Below are 18625 nucleotides of genomic sequence, written 5' to 3' on the forward strand. Positions count from 1 at the left end.
ATTAAAGTTTGGATTATAAAAATGACGACCACCCATTTAGGTGGCCGTGATGTTATTTAGGATGCGTATTAAATTAGCCTTCGGCTGGAGTCACTTCGTCTTGTTGCTCGACTTTGTCATCGACTGCTTTAACAAGTAACAGACCAACAGAGAACACAATCAAGCCACACAGAACGAATACCATGCGTCCCCACATTGGGTTTGGCAGTACAAACATAGTCATTACGCCCACACCCGCTACCGCGATAAGTGAACCCAACATACGACGTTGCTTGTTATCCAGTTTCTTCTGTTCATTACTTTCAGCAACTAATGGTGTCGCTAGGTTGTTGAAGAACTTGTCTACGTCTTTCTCACGGTGCGCCGGTAATGGCTTGTAGAACAGCGTTGAAAGAACAAAGAAGCCAGCAGTAAATATGATGTGACCGATAAGACCGATAGCCACTTTTAGGTCAGACCATTCACGGCCTGTCAGTTCATTCAGACCGAACCAGTTTTGGATCATGTCAGCAGTGATAACGAAACCAACGAAGTAAGAAACCACACCACCGACAACTAGCGTGCCCCAGCCTGCCCAATCCGGTGTTTTACGGATGAAGAAGCCACAAAATGCTGGAATTGTCATTGGGAAGCCGATCAACGCGCCCACGTACATCATGGTGTCGAAAAGGCTCAGACCTTTAAGCGAGTTGATGAACAGTGCAACCAAGATGATAGCGATGCCGAAGAAAGTAGACGTGAGTTTAGAAACGACCATTAGCTCTTTCTCTGTCGCTTTAGGGCGAAGAATCGGCTCGTAGAAGTTCTTAACAAAAATACCTGAGTTACGGTTTAGACCTGAATCCATTGAAGACATGGTTGCAGCGAACATCGCGGCAATCAGAAGGCCAACCATACCTGCTGGCATGTACTCTTGAACGAAGTAAAGGTATGCGAAATCAGCGGCTTTGCTGCCAGCTTCAGGGTAAGCGGCTGCTAAATCAACACCTTGACCAGCCATGAACCAAGAAGGCATGAACCAAATGATTGGACCAAGCGTCATCAGGATACAGGCAAGTAAAGCTGCTTTACGTGCGTTGTTTGAGTCTTTCGCTGCAAGATAGCGGTAAGAGTTCAGCATGTTGTTCGTGATGCTGAACTGCTTCAAGAAGATGAACACTGCCCAGATGCTGAAGATGCTTAGGTAATTAAGGTTATCACCCGTAATGAATGAATCGGTTGGGAAGTCATTGATGATTTGTGTAACGCCGCCACCGTGGTAGACCGCTACTACAGCACACGTTACGGTCACTGCCATAATGATAACCATCTGCATAAAGTCAGATGCGATTACTGCCCATGAGCCACCTGTTACTGACATTACCAATACAACCAAACCCGTTAGGATAATCGTTGTCGTCATGTCAAAGCCGAAGATACCCGATGCGATGATCGCAAGGCCGTTCAGCCAGATACCCGCAGAGATAACACTGTTTGGCATGCCCGACCAAGTAAACACTTGCTCATTAACCTTACCAAAACGCATACGAATCGCTTCAATAACCGTCACAACGCGCAGTTGGCGGAACTTCGGAGCGAAGTATAGGTAGTTCATCAAGTAACCAAATGCGTTAGCGATGAAGATAATCGCTACTGCAAAGCCATCAGTAAAGGCTTTACCTGCTGCACCAGTAAATGTCCACGCACTGAACTGGGTCATAAATGCGGTTGCACCTACCATCCACCACAGCATATTACCTCCCCCACGGAAGTAATCACTCGTCGTACTTGTAAACGTTCTGAACATCCACCCTATTGCAATTAAGAATAGGAAGTAGATGCCAACTATCAGGGTATTGAGTTCCATCTTGAGACCTTTTATTTATGTTTTTTTGTTAGGTTCACTATAGATAGATGACAAGCATATTTGTACTACAATAATCCAAATGCGTGACAGTGATCTTACAGTCCGAGACTCAATTAATCATACAAGTGATCGAGTTCAAAGTTGCACCGCCTGCGATCATAATTCCTCAAGTGAGTGCAGCCATCCGCACTAAATTTCGACAAAAACCCCAAAAAACATGAACTACCTCTCTAATAACCGAATAATTATCGACAAAAACCATCATTCGTCACGATCAAAGCTCGAAGGAAAGCAACAGAAATATCGCTAAATATAATTTATAAAAATGAATAACATCGATACATTTGTATTACAAATATAAATGAAAACTTGCTCTGAAAAGTTCCCTATATGCGTCCGTCATTAATGCAAATTTGAAAACCATTATTAGATACTGACAGTGGTTCTCGGAAGTGAAATGCTTTTAACACACCAGTTACACTTTCCCCTCGTCCATTAAAAAGGTGTCATTATGAAGAAATACGTTCCAATCTTAATTGCTCTTAGTACGGTATCTTCTATGAGCTATGCAGCCACCAGCGATGATGCTGTTGACTACTTACAAATGCGCAAAGGTGTGGCTTATCAAGTAAACCACTCAAAACCCTTTACTGGTCAATTTGAAGAGAAGTTCGATAACGGCCAAGTCGCGACCCAAGCTCAATTTGCCGATGGCCTAGAACTTGGGTTAGAAACCAACTGGTATCCGAATGGCCAAGTCGCTTCTAAAGTGAATTACGTTAAAGGTGAGCTGCAAGGTAAGGCCGAGACCTGGTATCCAAACGGACAGAAAAAAGCGGAGCTCAACTATAAAGACAATGAACTGTCGGGTGTTGCCTCTCGCTGGTATCCGAATGGCGAACAAAGCCTAACAGCCGAATACAGTGACGGGCAAAAAGACGGATTGGTAACGGACTACTACCCTAACGGTAATAAAGCTAGCCAAGCGAAGTTTGATGAAGGTGAAGTCGCGAACGGAAAACTTACTCGTTGGAATACTAACGGAGACAAGGTTGAAGAATTGACCTTTAAAGACCACAAAGTCACATCTAAACAGGTGTGGATGCCCACAGAAAGCTAAACCTCAAGAGCAGCTCTCACTGAGTTTGATATAGCTAAACGACTGCAGCGAATCCGTCTGCAATTAAGCAACAAGAGCAAGATACACGACAAGAGAAACGAACATTCATGTGACTAAGCGTGAATGTTCGTGGCTTTTTCACTTGCTCTTTTCTCTACCACTTCCCCTCATCACTTAGGTCCGACTATACCTCAATCTCTCGTTATTATTTACAGCACTCCATCTAGTGATAAAACAATCACCAATAGTCATTGAAAATAATAAATATTTAACTTGCGCATAACCTTTCCATAAAATACTGTAAGCAAACGTTTCCGTTGCGAGTCAGATCCCAGTTATCCGCTTGTAAGCTACTGATCACGCAAATAAGAGAAACGAGATTCCCAAATACGTTGTTGAGTCATATTGTTTTGCTTTGGTGCCTGCCTATGAAAATTAAAACCTCCCTTTTTAGCCTTGCTTGTTTATCCATTATTTCGTTATTGGTTGTCGTCTCATTCACTGAAATGGCAAACCTAAAGCTGATCAAACTTGAGAAAACCCTGATCGAGGTGAAATCGCTTGAAGTTTCGATGCTTCAACTAAATCGAACGGAACTAGAGTTTCTAATCAGTCACGACAAAGCCCTCAAGCCTGAATTCGCCAAAGAGTATTCACACTTTCAACAGTTGATGAATAGCTTCTCTGTTTTACTCAAAGAGTCAGACATTGCTGTACCAGAGTTAGACAAGCTGACACGAGAAGTAAAACAATACGACAAAGATTTTTCATTGATGGTAGACGCGATTGAACGCAACCCAACAAAGGTAAGTGAACTGAAATCAGAAATGAAAATGCTGTTTGAAGATATCATCTCGATATTTACCGACGTTGAAGGTCGTTTAGAACAACAGGTCGAATCGATTCAACAAACCATTACCACGTTTATTGTGAGTTCCGTAATCGCCATCACGGTATTGCTGATGGCCTTATCCTTTGGGATCTCATCACGTGTCGCTAAGAAGATAGCCTCGTTAAACGCAACCATGTTGCACGTATCCCAACAACGTGACTTTACCGTTAAAGCGGAAGACAGCGGTTCAGATGAAATTGCGGATATTGCCAAGTCATTTAACACCGTATTAGAAGATATTCGTCAACTTATTGGTCAAGTACAAGGGTCGATTCAAGAGCTCGGCAACATTTCGAACCAGTTGCAACACGACGGCATAGAAGTGGAAAGCGCTTTAAACAAGCAGCAACGACAAACAGAAAATATTGCGACCGCGATAAATCAAATGGGCAGCAATATCCAAAGTGTTGCGACCAATAGTGAAAATGCTTCAGCAAATGCACAAACCAGCTTCTCCACGGCAAATGATGGCCTGAACGATGTGGCCTTCACCAGAGACACAATCAATACGCTTTCAACTGACTTAGTGAGTGCGAGTGAAGAAGTGAATCGTCTTTCTGTGCACTCAGAAAAGATCAATACCGTACTAGAAGTGATTAAAGACATTGCTGAACAAACCAACCTACTCGCTTTGAACGCCGCTATTGAAGCAGCGCGCGCTGGAGAGCAAGGTCGTGGTTTTGCGGTCGTCGCCGATGAAGTGAGAACCTTGGCTGGCAGAACACAGCTTTCAACCGAAGAGATCTCAACCATTATTCAAGGGGTTCAAGATCAAACCCAAATGGTGGTTAACACGATTCAAAATTGTTGTGAAAAAGGTAACAGCAGTGTCGACTCTTGTGAGAAGGCACATTCAAGAATCACATCGGTTATCGCAGACATGGAAACCATTCTAAATAACAGTTTAGAAGTCTCCAATGCTATGAAGGAGCAAAGTGAAGTTACGTCAGAGATCATCGAAAACGTAGATGCCATTAAACAGCTGACACTGACAAATGTAACGAGCGCTTCAAAAAACGCCGCTTCTGCAACTTCAGTAGTAGAACAGACAAACTCACTTGAACGCGCTGTCATTAACCTAAAAGCCTAGCTCTTAAGCCGCGGCTTACACGCTTATTGCGCTTCAAACGACTCTCTACTCAAATTTCAGATAAAAAAACGCTCATGTTGCCTGTATCAACATGAGCGCAAGGGTAGATCTTCGACTACCGTCTCCTACCTTTCTAAACGAAAGCAGAAGTTATAATTAGAATAGTTGGGAGCAATAATCAAAATGCTTTCGCAAGCACTTCAACGATTTCTTCTTTGTCGCTAATAAGAACAACGGGTAACCATTCGAACCCTGTTCATTCCTATCAAGTTCATATCTATATAGCAGGCTATGTCACTGCCTTGCCTACTACATTTCAAATCATCTCTGGTCGAGCTCTATAACACCTAAAACAAATGCCTAGCGGTTTAAAGTATTTTGGCTTTTAGCCATTTTCCTTTCTAACCATTGAGCCTTTAAATCATTTTTACTTATCCGCTTCGCAGCGTCAGTTCATGCAATCAACACAGCAAAGTTATGTGTTGCTACAGAAAGTTAGTAAATAATAATGTATTACAAATAAAAATGACATCTAAAGATTCAATTTTTTGCTGTAGCGCACATTAATTGATGAACAAAACCCTTAAAAACCATTATCAACAGACAAATAAAACACTAAAAATCATAAGCTTACCTAGAAAAACCAACTTTGTAACCCTTTGTAAATAGTGGTTTTGTCTCCACAACACGATCCAATTCACAGATCATACACCTTCAAATCGTTAGCATATTTGTATTATTTAAATGCAAAACAAATTTGAAATGGCAAAGAAATCGTTTCAACAAAAAAATGCATTGAAGACAAGAACTACTCTATTTGGCTTGTAATTATGGCCAATACTCAACCTATAAATATGGAATTAATACCATGAATAAAACTAAAATCGTGATTGCGGTGGCATCTGTACTCGCTGCTGGCTCTGTATCTGCGGCGTCTTTCGATATGAGACACGAATACAAGAGTCATACAGATCAACACGCTACTCGTGTAAAACTGGGCGATAGCATTGGCAACTTCCTTGTAGATATCGAAGCGAAATTCAAGGGAGAAGACGGTAAATTCATGGAAGATTTGAAGAATAACGGTTGGGAGCTTGGTCTAAATTACCGTCATGTACTAAACGATAACTGGACAATGACTTACGGTATGCCAATTGAAGGTCGCGAATCTGGTGTTACGTACAAACCTCAAGTTCGTGCAACATATAAATTGGATAGCATTGACGGTTTAAGCCTAAGTGCACGTTACCGTTACGATATGAGACAAAATACTAGCACAACTGAGTACGAGCTCGACGGTAATGGTGACATTGTCGGTGTTGAGAAAAACATTGAAAACCAACGCCGCCATCGTCTAACGGCAAACGTTAACTACTCAATGGAAAACTGGCGCTTTGGTTTAGAAGGTAACTACTACAAAGCGGATGGATATGACATCTACGACAACGACGACACCAACTACGAGTTGAACGCAAGTATTCGCCACATGATGGGCCAATGGGCACCATATGTAGAGTTTGGTGATGTGAGCACTTCATCGACTAAAGCGACTCGTGAACTACGTAGCCGTGTTGGTCTAACTTACAGCTTCTAATCGATAGCTATATAAATAATCTAAGATAATTACTGTCCTAATTTTCTTAGACCTAAACAAAAGCCAGCTTAATCGCTGGCTTTTTTTCCTTTCAAATCGATTCGTTCAAATAAGAGCCGAGTACTTAACGCTCCTCACCCTAGTGGCTGATCCGATAGAGAAATGCAACGGTCACGTCATCGTTAGGCACAACTCTCTTTTGTTGAGCTAAAAACAATTCTGCAGTTGATACTGCATCAGCAAGCGCATTATGATTGTTGTATTCAGGAAGCCCGTATCTTTGGCGAGTGCCTGCTAGAGTCAAATCCACTTCTTGATGGTTGCTGATCGCTTTCTCCATACTCTTTTCGATACACAATGTGTCTAGCCAAAGCAAAGGAATCGCTCGTAAACCATAGCAACGAAGAAGATATTGGCTAATGAACCTCTCTTCTACCATGCACGCGTGCGCGACAATAATCTTGCCTTTCGCTGCTTCGAAGAACGTCAGCATCGCATCATGAATAGAAGCGCCCTCTTCCAACATTTGCGGCGTAATATGGTTGATCACAGCGGTTTCGGCGTTGATCTGCGAATCGTTATCCAGGTAAATATGCTTGGCGGACGCTAAGTCTATTCGCCCCTTGACCACATCGACCCAACCCATGGACAGAATCAGATCTTGTTCGCTGTCTAGACCCGTGGTCTCAAGATCCAACACGATATAGTCACTGTCTTTGGCCAAGTCCGCCATCTCTGGACACGGCTGTTCAACAAGATCGTGTAGTGCTTCAGGCAGTTTAACCGTGTTTAGGTATTGTTTTCGCTTGCGCTTGACTCGCTCAAGCGGATGAAAATAATTTAACAATGCTCTCATTAGCGCGCTCCGAAACGAATCTTCGCCGCCTCTTGGAGATCAGCAATGATCCTAAAGGCATCTTTCAAGTGCTTACGTTCAAAGCTACCAAAACTGTCTGGGTTGATGTTGTTGTCAGGCACATCCCCGTTCTTCAGCGCTTCAAGTTGATGACCAAATCGGAAAGAGAGAATGAACTGGTAAGCACCCAGAATGTTCTTAAATGCGTCATCGCTCAGCATGCCTTTTTCATTGGCAGCAGCGAAACGTTCATCAGTGGCTGACAAGTCGCACTCTACAGCAAGGCCATAAATACGCGCTAAATCAATAATCAAGTTGATGGCGTATTTCTTCACGTTCAAGGTTTTCTTGTTCTCACCCGATTTCTCTAACACCAAGCTGTTGAAGATACCCAAAGGTGGATTGGTATTGACCGCATCTTTCACGAGCGTACTTAGGAACTCACGGTTGCCGCGAATATTCGTATGCAGCTCATCACGAAGAATGCCTTCGAACTCACTGTTGCCATAAATAGTACGGATCTCTAGGAACACACTGATGTTGAGTAGGCGTTCGTACTCAGGGTTTGCGACCCATTTTTTATAGTAGTGCTTCCAAACATTGAGTGGCTGACACCATTTTGGCGTCGCTGCCATGAATTTACCTGGGCATAACGGGTAATCGCAGCTTGCCAACCCGTTGGTCACCATCATCGCTAAGTGTTTGAAGTAAATACGGTCACTGTCTGTCGCATCATCAGCCAGTACAATCGCACTGTCTTGATCCGACAGCATGTGAACTTCGTTACGCGCGTGTGAGCCAGCTACGATCCAAGAGAAATCACACGGTGGTGGGCCTAACTTATCAATCGCGATCTGAATCAATCGGCGGGTGTAGGCATCCATGATCATGGTCATTACCTTACCGACGGTTTCCGGTGCAACCTTGCCTTCCACCAGCGCTTCAAAAATAGCTTGTCGCTCTGGCGTAAACGAAGACATGGTTTTCACACTGCCCGCGTATTTGATTTTCTCGATTAAGAAGATCGCTTGGACACGGTGGTTTTGAACTAAGTGAGACGTGGTGAGGAGACCAACGACCTTATTCTCTTTCACGACGGGCAAGTTACGGATATTGAATTGCATCATTATAGATGCAGCATGCAGCACTAAATCATCCGGCTTCACTGTGAGTGGAGAGTGTGTCATTACCTCTGAGATCAGGCTATCAGTGCTGACACCGTGGGCGATCACTCGCTTAGTCATGTCTCGGTCGGTGATCAAACCAACAATGGTGTCACCTTCATAGATCACCGCACACGGTGAGCGTTGATGAAGCATTTCAACCGCAACCGACTGGATGGTTTGCTCAGACTTAACAATGGCCACCTGCCCGCTTGCTACTTCCTCGACTTTACGAATGAATAGGCCTTTCTCTTTATTTGACCACACCACATCCAATGCCGACTTTAAGCGAACCTGCGCCTGTGAAGCGAAGTGTTCTGCGCAACTTGGAAAGGCTTTGAAAAGCGTTTGAAGTGCCGAGTGTGGAATCACATAAAGTAAGGTGTTCTCAATTGCGATGGCTCTGTAGCCTTTCTCGTCGTTAACTTCAGAATCTAAGAATGTAAAACCGAACAAGTCTTCGCTACCTAGACGTGCGCGAAGCACACCGTCCGATTTTCGTTGCTCCATAGAGCCAGTTCGAATGATATAGAGCGACTTTTCCTTGCCCGATTCACACAGATCAACCACATCCCCTTTGCCGAGGTAAGTTATCTGAACATTAGAGGCAAGTTCACGCAGCGCTTCTTTAGGGATCTTATCGAAAGGGTCTATCTGACCGATAAACTGAAGAATATTTGGTAATAAAGACTGAGGCATAATCACACTCGCAATAATTTGATTAGTATTATTATATAACTAACGAGACTAGTTGCTAGTGGTTTTAACAAAACAGCAAAGAATAGGTTAAATATTGGACACTGGTCAGGTTTTCATCAAATTTAGATATAAAAAAAGCACGTATTAAACGTGCTTTCCTGGTGTACCTTTTAGTTCCAATAAACCAGTTCCAACAAAGATTCAAAGTAAAAATCTTTTTAAAACCATTAACTAGCGATTGGTAACCTGTGGTTCGTTTCTAGCAAGTGACTCGCTGATGCTTGACGCGCTTTATCACTGTTCCCCGCCATGATTGCTTCATAAATTTGGCGGTGTTCTTCAATGCAGGTACTTCCTTCTTCAGAAGAGTGAGAAATAAAGTTAACAAACATAGTCGTCAAGATATTGCCGAATGGTAAGTAAAAGTCGTTCCCTGTCGCGTTGAAGATTAGGCTATGGAACTTCATATCAATATCTAGCCAACGCTCTTTATCAAGAATCTCTTCGCTAGATATCTCCACCATTTTTTGGAAAATTTCTGATAGTTCAATTCGTTGTTCCGCAGTTGCAAATTTTGCGGCCAACGCACAAGCTTCAGGTTCGATGGCACGGCGCAAGCCTAAAAACTGATGGCAGAATTGGTCGGTGTCAGCTAAACCGTCCATCCATTCGATCAATTGTGGATCTAAGAAGTTCCAGAACGCGCGGTCAACAACACGAGTACCAATCTTAGGGCGAGATTCTAATAGGCCTTTTGAAGTAAGAAGCTTAACCGCTTCTCTTAATGCTGTTCTACTGATGCCAAATTGCTCACACAGAGCCATTTCACCAGGGATAATAGAACCTTGAGGCAAATTGCCCGACAAAATACCACGGGCGATTTCACGTGCAACTTGCACATGAAGGCTTCGCTTAGAGCCTGAAATAGAATTGAAATGACCAGCCATGTGTCTACTTACTTATTAGATATGTATTATTTAATTCGTACTATAACACCGATTAATATCTCTACCAACTCAGCATCATAATAACGTGAGGTCACGACCAATATAGGCTTGAGCATTATTTTGATAATCTTGTAAGTGTTAAGATCATCAAACAAAACAAATCCATTTATTCATACAAATAGTTCTTATTTACACATTTTTGTATGCGTGAACTCACAAAACCACTCTTACTCTCACTATTTATGTCGGTAATGATCAGTTTTTAGATGAACACTCTTGAATATAGCAAGTGTTATTGTATGATTTATTAACGCAAATAATCTACAATATAGGCGACTCTGATGTTTAACGATTTAAAAGGCAAACGCATTTTAATTACTGGCTCTACTGCTGGTATGGGCTTAGCTACTGCACGCATTTTTGCAAAGTACGGCGCAAAGATTGGCATCAATAGTCGTGCTTTCAGCCCAAAAGTCGATGACGTTCTTACCGAACTCACCGCATTGGGTGGCGATGTTGCGTTTTTTCCTGCAAACCTAATGGACACATTAGAGTGCGAAAGGTTAGTCAAAGAGTTCACCGACCATTTTGGCGGCATGGATGTGTTGATTAACAACGCAGGTGGCCTTGGTGGGCGTGCAAGTCTAGAAAATATCGATGACGAGTTTTATGAGCGAGTGATGAACCTAAATGTTCGATCCGCGCTGATGACAACTAAGTTCTCTATACCACACTTGCGTGCATCTGCTGCTCTATCGGGGCAAACATCGTGTGTGATTAGCACGGGCTCTATTGCCGCTCGCGAAGGCGGTGGTGTGGGTGCTGGTATCTATGCCGCATCTAAAGCGTGGTTACACGACATTCACCGCAATTGGGTGAAAGAGTTCGCGCAAGACAATATCCGTTTCAACATTGTTTCACCGGGCACGATCGACACCGCATTTCACGATGGCAAGAGCGACGATCTGAAAGCGACCATTGCTAACAATATTCCAATGGGACGCTTTGGCAATATTGATGAAGTTGCCCCTTCATTTGCTTTCTTTGCATCGCACGCTTGCAGCGGGTACATCACAGGGCAAATCCTAGATGTTAACGGCGGACAGATAACGCCCTAGCTAGCTGACTTATATAAACTCATTAAGTTATATAAAGTCGTTAAGATCGTCACACTAAATAAGGTCATCAGACCCAAGTAGATGAGGGAAAACCTCACACTATATTAGACGTATACACTGACACTAAGCGCCAGATTCGTCTGGCTTTTTTTGTTTTCAAAGTTTCAATTTCAGGTGGTTTAAATGTCAATATTTACATTGGTGGAAGATTCAAGCCGCCGAATTCATGTTCAAGTCGCGAGACAAATTGCTCGCAAAATCTTGTCTGGCGAGTTGAAAGAAAATCAGAAGTTACCTAGCGAGATGGAGCTGTGCGAGATCTTTGGAGTCAGCAGAACTGCCCTTCGAGAATCCACTAAGCTGCTTTCAGCAAAAGGGTTGATTGAATCAAAGCCTAAAGTGGGCACTCGTATCAAACCAAGAACGCAATGGCACTTTTTAGATCCGCAATTACTGTATTGGATCCAAGACTTAGAAGACACTAAACCCTTCTTATCTCAATTCTTAGGCTTAAGAAAAGCGATTGACCCAGAAGCATGTGCGCTTGCGGCATCTAACGCTACGGTAGAGCAACGCAAAGAGCTTTCGATTCTTTTCCAAAAGATGACTATCGCGGCAAACGGCTTTGATTATCAAGAGTGGACAACCAACGATCATCTGTTTCACCAAACGATTTTCTTATCGACGGGTAACCAGTTTTACATTCCGTTCGCGAACATTCTGTCGACGATTTTCAAACAATTTATCGACCACTCTGCCGAAGGCGGTCGTTTCTGTTTAGAAGAGCACAAAGCGATATACGACGCGATTATGTCAGGCAATGCGAATCAGGCTCGAATAGCCTCTCAAGCTTTACTTGATGATGAAAATCAAAAGCTGTCTAGGGTTGAATTAGCCATCGCATAACCAAGATTGACCAGACTGACTCGTGTATCCCAATACACGAGTCAGTCATGTTTTAGCACCCATTTTTAACCATCCATTACCGTAGTGTTTCATCTTTAAATGTTGAACTCGGGTCCTCTCAGAGAAAACTTACGGTTACACACATAAGGTGTTGTTTGTGTCTACACAATCGTATGTAAGGAAAAATTTCTCTCTCGCCTGGCCCCTAGCCCTAAACGGTATATTGATGCAGTCGATGTTGATGATCGATACACTGCTGGTTTCTCCTCTTGGTGAAATACCTTTGGCTGCCATGGGAATTGCGACGACTATGGTTGCCTTTGTACTCGGTATTCAAATGGCGCTGGCAAACGGCACTCAGCTAGTATTGAGCCGCGCCGTGGGTTCTGGCATCACCGCTTCATTATCCAAAGCGTTTTGGGCAGGTCTGTTCATCAACTTAGGTATCGCGACAATATTTTGGTTTCTGCTCACCTTTTTAGAACAGCCTCTAATTCAAGCCTTAACCGACGATAAAGCCCTTTACCTAGAAATTAGCCACTACCTTGATATCTCAAAGTATCTCGTCATTTTCACAGCATTAACGCAAGTGATTATCGCCCTATTTAATGCATTAGGAAGAACCAAAATACCGTTTAAAGGGTATTTGATTGAATTGCCGATCAACGCTGTACTTTCTTATGGACTCATTCACGGCTTTTCGAATTTCGAAGGTATTGGTGTTCAAGGCGCCGCGCTAGGCAGTGTTATTGCTATCACCCTTCGCCTTGTGTATCTGGTTCTTTGCGTGTATTTGAGCTCAGCAATTTCACTCAAATTAGACGCCCAGCGATCTGAGTTCATGACAAACGTTCGTCGTCACTTTATCGAGATATTCCCTGTCGCAGCAAATGTAACCATGCTATTGATTGGCGCAACGATTTATCAGTTACTGTATTCGCAACTTAACATCAACGCGTATGTTGCGATTACTTTAGTGATGCCTTGGATCAGGGCTGTCTCTCAATTTATTACTGCTTGGGCTCACTCTTCCGCGATTACTATCAGCCAAGCGATTGGCTCTAAAAAGATGGATGACCTAGTCAAAAATGTCGATACCAGTATTGATATTGCGGTTGTCATTTCTTTTGTGTGTGCAATCTTGTTCGCAGGATTAAGTCTGGTTATTGGTGACATTTACCCGAACTTGGATGAGTCTACCTATCAAGCATTGGCCGTTATCGCCCCACTCTACATCTTCTTACCGATTGTTCGTGGCTACAACACGGTTCATGGGAATGTATTAAGAGCCCTAGGAAAAACGACCGCAGTCTTCAAAATCAACTTTACTGGTCAATGGGTAATTTCAATTCCATTGTGTGCATTGATCATCTTTGGATTAGACGGTTCTATCTTTTGGGCGTTTGCTATCCAACCATTCGAAGAGATAGTTAAAGCTTTCCCATTCCGTCACTTGGCTCGTAAGTCTCTTAAAGAGTTTGATGCCGACAAAGCCAAAGAGTTGATGTATGACTAAACTCCGTATCTAATTGCCACCAGAGCTTTACTCGAACTTTCTAAAACAACCTTGTCTTTTGACAAGGTTGTTTTGTTTTAGCTGTACTTTTCATTGGTAGGCTTCAGGTACACCCTCTTTGATACCAAGGTCAAATTGTCACCAAGGTCACATTAATAGCAAGGCCATCTTAAAACTCATATAAAACAAAAAGACCACTCAACAATCGGTTAAGTGGTCTTCGATAATATTCCTTAAGGACTGCGTCTAGTTAGCTTATTGGTTATGCTATGTACTATTTACCATTCAACTTAAGTGCTGAGAAAGTCACACTGTTGTAATCGCCATTCTTTTTATCAACAGCGAAATCGCCAGTACCGCCACAACCAGGCCCCCATACAGGGTGAGAATCGCTCACGCTACATTGGCCGTATGCGCCCGCTTTGTAATAGAAATCATCTTCAGCATAACCCGTTGGTGAGTCAAGCTCATCAATACCCTTGCTCAGGTCGATTTCATACTTAACCGTATCGTGACGCTCTGTTTCAAACGTTAGGTACATCATGGTGCCTTTCACTTCCACTTTGTAGCTAAACTCTTCACCAAGAGCAATGCCCGCTTCACCCGGTTCTGCTGGGTTTTCCCAAGTGTTACCCCACACTGGATAAGCGATATCGGCACGGTTAGGATCTTTTTTCTCTAGGTTACGTTCATAGTTCCAGAATACTGAACCCATTTCTTGATCAGGAAACTTCTTATAGAAGATCTTTAGTGGTTCATTGCCGTGACCGTAACCGGTTCCTGCTTTGATTAACTCGTTGTGTTTTTTAGCATGAATCTGACCAACCACAACAGAATGCGCTGGGTATTTTTCTGGGTACTTTGCGTTAACTGAAACGTGATTCACTTTTAGTGTCGCTTCTAGTGTACCGCCAACCGCACTGTACTCGTTTGCTGATGGATGGCTCGACAGTGCCCACTGGTTTCCTTTATCAGCCGTATCGATAGAGAAGTCAGCGCCTCGTGGCATTTGTCGTAATTCAGAACGCGCATTCTTCGAATTTTTTGTCGTAATCGCTTGGTTTTGAACTTCAAATACAAGGTTACCGTCTTTATCAAGATGGAAGAAATCACTATGTGAGTAGCTCATCATGGCTACCCCCTCTATTTCATCAACACGACCATCTTCATTAATATCTGAAGGTATGGTTATTTTCCAATTATGCATATCGAATTTATCAGCAGGTACGGGGTAAGAAACACCGTTATTTGCGAAAGTAACCATTGGTACAGTCGCTAATAACGCCACTGCTAATATGTTTTTCTTAAACATGACTCATCCTTTATTGTTAAATAAGTACCAAGTTCTCTCAGCACAGAAAATACTTTGAACACTGATTCGCAATAACTATTTTCTTCAATTTAAATAGTCCAACCACAAAAACTATGGTTAACAGCTTGTTAAACACACTCAAATACAGCTCTTATCTTTTCGAACAAGATCTCTTGGATAAAGCAGCCACTCCTAACAACCAAGGTTGCCATCACCACCAAACCCCAAAGATAAATCGAATATTTGTCTTATTTTAACATTTTTAATTTCGTATATTCTCAAGCATTATAAATATGAGAAGCGAGTCATGCTCAACCTAATAAATAGGCGCAAAACTGGGACATTCATTACATTTAACTATATATTCACTCCATTATTCAGAACTTCTTGATAGATGTCACAGAAATACTAAGCGGTAATAAATACTATATTTGTCATACATTAATTCAATACCATTTATGGTATTAAATTGTGAGCCATGGGTATATTGGATGTATCCAAAATAAAAATAATAGTGAGACAAAGGTATGAACTCTGTTACAAAAATTGCTGCAATTGTTGCTACAACTCTTCTTGCAGGCACAGCGACTGGCGCAACTCTTGATTACCGTGCAGAACATAAGCATGAAGACGATAAATACGCGCATCGTATTAAAATTGGCGGAAGTACGAAAATAGCAGACGAGACAAAGCTATATTTTAGCGTTGAACAAAAGTTCGCTCCAAATGCAGAAGGCGATATATATAACCAATTGGAACGCGGAGATTCTGAGTTTGATTGGGGTGTTCGTTATGCGTTAGATGAAAAGTGGTATTTGCAGCCAGGTATGCCTATTACGTTCGGCGATGAAAAAACAACATTTAAACCACAGTTTCGTGTTGGGTATAAAGCTGACTTCGGCCTAACAACGGCTCTTCGTTACCGTCATGAATTCCAAAACTACACAGACAGTTCAAGCAGTTCTCTCACAAAAGTTAACGGCGACAAAATAGCATTAGCTGGTGAGACTGTTCAGCAAGGTAAATTTACATTGACTGGCGCTTATAAATTCCAAGACGAAGATTTAAAAAACCTTCAATTAAGTTATGAGGCGAACTACGTCAAAAGCTACGAAGATCAAGTCAAAGCGAATGGTGAAGATTGGGAATGGGATTTAGGTGTAAAAATCGGCTATAAATTCGATAACCTAAGACCTTATGTTGAATTTTGGACATCAGATTACGGCTCAGCGGAAGAGAATGAACGTCAGTTAAAAACACGCGTTGGTGTTACATACTCATTTTAAACATGGTGACTATCCATTCTTTAAAAAGGCTTATAAATTTATAAGCCTTTTTTATGGTTCATCGCGGCTTTCCGGGAAAAGTCGCCTTTATATTCAGTAAGTATTTGTTTTATATTCCTTTTTAGGCACTCCGCTATACGAGCTTAAAGCTCCAACCAAGATAGAGATTCTGTTTTTATGCCGCAGTTACGACACTTAATTCTTCGTGTTTAAACAGAAAGTTCAACAAGAACACCGAGCAACATGGTCTCTTTTACATGACGCCATTGATACTCATGAATAGCCTCGGCCTCGAGACCACAAAGGCACTTAGCCTCAGAGTTAGGTTTAAGAATCAGGGTAATAAGTGATGCTGTCTGATGAGACTTTATTATTTGAAAACCTTCCTAGAATGAAGGTAGGAAAATATGATTCGGCATGAAAACGGTCGTTTGTGTATGGTTTTTGTTTGGCGACTAAACCATATCAGTTACTGCCGTTTTTTTTTAGTTCCCGCTAATCCGCGATGAACCTTTTTTATTGACGAAGTATCCTAAAACCCAAAACTTGTAGAACGAAGCCTTAGGATTAAATAAAAGTAGTCCTATCGGTAATGAAAAAATGGCAGCTAATAATAGCTGCCATTTTAGTTGTAAATTCAACTTATTCATTATTCCTGATACTGATCGTGCGATACGTCTAGCTGGTAGAAAGTCGCTTGTGAGTAATCGTCTAGGTCGCCGCTGATGTTTTGGTTGTAAACACCGGCTTTGAAGTACATGTACTTGCCGCCTGCGTCGTAGCCGCTGTTGCTCATATCAACCACTTGTACAACATCGTCTTTGCCTTCACGCATTAAAGTAACTGTCATCGTGTTGCCTTTAACGTCAATGCGGTAGCTGAACACTTCGCCAAGTGCGATACCATCTTCACCTACTTCTGCCGTCATATCGCCCACGAGAGGGTAGAAGTCCTCTTTTGTTGCGTCTTGGCTTTCGTGTGCAAAGTAAACTGCGCCCGTAGCTTGGTTTGGCAATTTACGGTAGTACAAACGAATCGGCTCATCGTTTTGATCGTGAATCTGACCAATGATAAAGCGACCTACTTCATTCGCATTACCTGTCGTTGTTGCGTGGTCGATTTTCAACGTCGCTTCTAGAACGCCGTCGATACCAGCCGCCGACTCTAAGTCAGATTCAGGCGCGCTTGAAAATACCCAGTTGTTCTTGTTAACACCTTTAGTACTAATAGACTGATCACCACGACGCATCATTTCACGAAGCTCTGTACGCGCGTACTTAGTGTTTTTAGAGGTACGTACACCCTTCACATAAGCCTTGAATACTAGGCCGCCATCATCAGCGGTGTAGAAGATTTCAGGGTGTTGGTAACCGTTTGCAAGGTTCCACTCAGAAACGTCATCAGGTTTGCCATTTTTATCATGATCGAAAGGCTGAGATAGATACCAATGAGTCATATCAAAGTTTTCGCTAGGTGCATTACCTGCTAGAGGTGTATCAGGTAAGCTCGTTGGTAGAGGTAGCGCAGTGCGTGTTTCACATTTAACTGTTGTCTCACAAGGGTAAACCGCTGCTACACCGAAGTTACCAGAGCGTAGATCTTTGCGCGCATCTTTACGTGCTTTTTCTGCCGCTTTCATTTCAGCGATAATCACGGCTTCTGCTGCTACCACGTCTGAAGTGATGATATGGCTAGCAGGACATGCGTTAATGCTACAGTTAATCGCCGCTAATCCAGTCACACTGTTCCAACCGTTTTTGGTGTTACCGTGACCAACGTATCTTACGTAGCGTGCTTGCACTGCTGGCTCAAATTGGAAACGCTCTAGGCCGATCGCTTTACCTGAGCTTAGTTGGTTTTCTAGTACCGTTGTCCAGCTTTCGCCATCGACACTCACTTGAATATCAAATTTAGATTGGCGCTGATTACCTTTACTGAAAGATGCCTGAACCGCGTCAAACTCTTGTACTGAACCATAGTCTAGCGTTGCCCACTCGCCGTCACCCGCAGATGACCAACGTGTAGTTAGGTCTTGGTCAACGAGACGATCAGGTCCGTTACCATCATGGCTACTAGCGGTAACAGCAACTGGCGTCAGAAGCGCTTCACCAGTTTCTTTGTTATTTGGAAAATCAGCAGTAGGCGTGCTCGTGCTCGCACAACCAACCGCAAGTAGAATAGAAGAAGCGAGTAAAGTTTTTAGAGTAATTTGTTTCATATTTAATCCATTATTATAATACAAAGACAGCATTCGTAAGTGAAAGCTAAATCAGCAAACAC

Annotated in this window: 13 protein-coding genes and 1 pseudogene; 7 read left to right on the plus strand and 7 right to left on the minus strand. The window is 42.6% G+C overall.

From position 1 onward, the window contains the following. Window positions 1–73: 73 nt before the first annotated feature. Entirely contained in the window at window positions 74–1846 is a 1773-nt protein-coding gene (locus tag DUN60_RS07520; protein WP_065204759.1) for a sodium:solute symporter family transporter, read from the minus strand. A gap of 511 nt (window positions 1847–2357) precedes the next feature. Here DUN60_RS07520 and DUN60_RS07525 point away from each other — a divergent pair. From DUN60_RS07525 to DUN60_RS07535, 3 genes are all read left to right on the plus strand, one after another. Next, window positions 2358–2966: a toxin-antitoxin system YwqK family antitoxin gene (locus DUN60_RS07525; RefSeq protein ID WP_114633646.1), complete on the plus strand. Its 609-nt coding sequence runs from the start codon at window positions 2358–2360 to the stop codon at window positions 2964–2966. Window positions 2967–3394: 428 nt separating this feature from the next. Continuing rightward, window positions 3395–4948: a methyl-accepting chemotaxis protein gene (locus DUN60_RS07530; protein ID WP_114633647.1), complete on the plus strand. Its 1554-nt coding sequence runs from the start codon at window positions 3395–3397 to the stop codon at window positions 4946–4948. Between the two features lie 868 nt (window positions 4949–5816). Then, window positions 5817–6542: an oligogalacturonate-specific porin KdgM family protein gene (locus tag DUN60_RS07535; RefSeq protein WP_054547419.1), complete on the plus strand. Its 726-nt coding sequence runs from the start codon at window positions 5817–5819 to the stop codon at window positions 6540–6542. Window positions 6543–6681: 139 nt separating this feature from the next. On the opposite strand, the gene DUN60_RS07540 is transcribed toward DUN60_RS07535, so the two are convergent. The 3 genes from DUN60_RS07540 to DUN60_RS07550 all read right to left on the minus strand — a co-directional run bounded on the left by DUN60_RS07540 (window position 6682) and on the right by DUN60_RS07550 (window position 10207). After that, window positions 6682–7398, minus strand: a complete 717-nt coding sequence (locus DUN60_RS07540; protein WP_054547418.1) for a 3'-5' exonuclease — start codon at window positions 7396–7398, stop codon at window positions 6682–6684. After that, window positions 7398–9260, minus strand: a complete 1863-nt coding sequence (locus DUN60_RS07545) for a DUF294 nucleotidyltransferase-like domain-containing protein (protein ID WP_065204762.1) — start codon at window positions 9258–9260, stop codon at window positions 7398–7400. The genes DUN60_RS07540 and DUN60_RS07545 overlap by 1 nt, the downstream gene beginning before the upstream one ends. A 227-nt stretch (window positions 9261–9487) precedes the next feature. Beyond that, window positions 9488–10207 carry a FadR/GntR family transcriptional regulator gene (locus tag DUN60_RS07550; RefSeq protein WP_054547416.1) on the minus strand — a complete coding sequence of 240 codons (720 nt, stop codon included), beginning with the start codon at window positions 10205–10207 and terminating at the stop codon, window positions 9488–9490. Between the two features lie 341 nt (window positions 10208–10548). Between DUN60_RS07550 and DUN60_RS07555 the strand changes: the two genes are divergently transcribed. The 3 genes from DUN60_RS07555 (at window position 10549) to DUN60_RS07565 (ending at window position 13747) form a co-directional block, all read left to right on the plus strand. Continuing rightward, window positions 10549–11325 (plus strand): SDR family NAD(P)-dependent oxidoreductase, encoded by a 777-nt coding sequence (locus DUN60_RS07555; protein WP_017092960.1) that lies wholly within the window; start codon window positions 10549–10551, stop codon window positions 11323–11325. Window positions 11326–11508: 183 nt separating this feature from the next. Then, a complete protein-coding gene (locus tag DUN60_RS07560; RefSeq protein WP_004733529.1) occupies window positions 11509–12231 on the plus strand; it encodes a FadR/GntR family transcriptional regulator in 723 nt (240 codons plus the stop codon). 148 nt (window positions 12232–12379) lie between these two features. Then, window positions 12380–13747: an MATE family efflux transporter gene (locus DUN60_RS07565; RefSeq protein WP_114633648.1), complete on the plus strand. Its 1368-nt coding sequence runs from the start codon at window positions 12380–12382 to the stop codon at window positions 13745–13747. Window positions 13748–14021: 274 nt separating this feature from the next. On the opposite strand, the gene DUN60_RS07570 is transcribed toward DUN60_RS07565, so the two are convergent. Further along, entirely contained in the window at window positions 14022–15059 is a 1038-nt protein-coding gene (locus DUN60_RS07570) for a polysaccharide lyase family 7 protein (RefSeq protein ID WP_054547414.1), read from the minus strand. 527 nt (window positions 15060–15586) lie between these two features. Between DUN60_RS07570 and DUN60_RS07575 the strand changes: the two genes are divergently transcribed. Then, window positions 15587–16345, plus strand: coding sequence for an oligogalacturonate-specific porin KdgM family protein (locus DUN60_RS07575; protein ID WP_114633649.1), 759 nt, complete (start codon window positions 15587–15589; stop codon window positions 16343–16345). Window positions 16346–16491: 146 nt separating this feature from the next. Here DUN60_RS07575 and DUN60_RS25015 read toward each other — a convergent pair. Together DUN60_RS25015 and DUN60_RS07585 are read right to left on the minus strand one after the other, a co-directional pair. Further along, window positions 16492–16719, minus strand: a pseudogene (locus DUN60_RS25015) (ISL3 family transposase); the annotation flags it as partial. A gap of 275 nt (window positions 16720–16994) precedes the next feature. Further along, complete coding sequence (locus DUN60_RS07585) at window positions 16995–18563, minus strand: polysaccharide lyase family 7 protein (RefSeq protein ID WP_114633650.1); 1569 nt, start codon at window positions 18561–18563, stop codon at window positions 16995–16997. Window positions 18564–18625 lie beyond the last annotated feature (62 nt).

The sequence above is a fragment of the Vibrio splendidus genome (assembly GCF_003345295.1).
Lineage (GTDB): Bacteria > Pseudomonadota > Gammaproteobacteria > Enterobacterales > Vibrionaceae > Vibrio > Vibrio splendidus_K.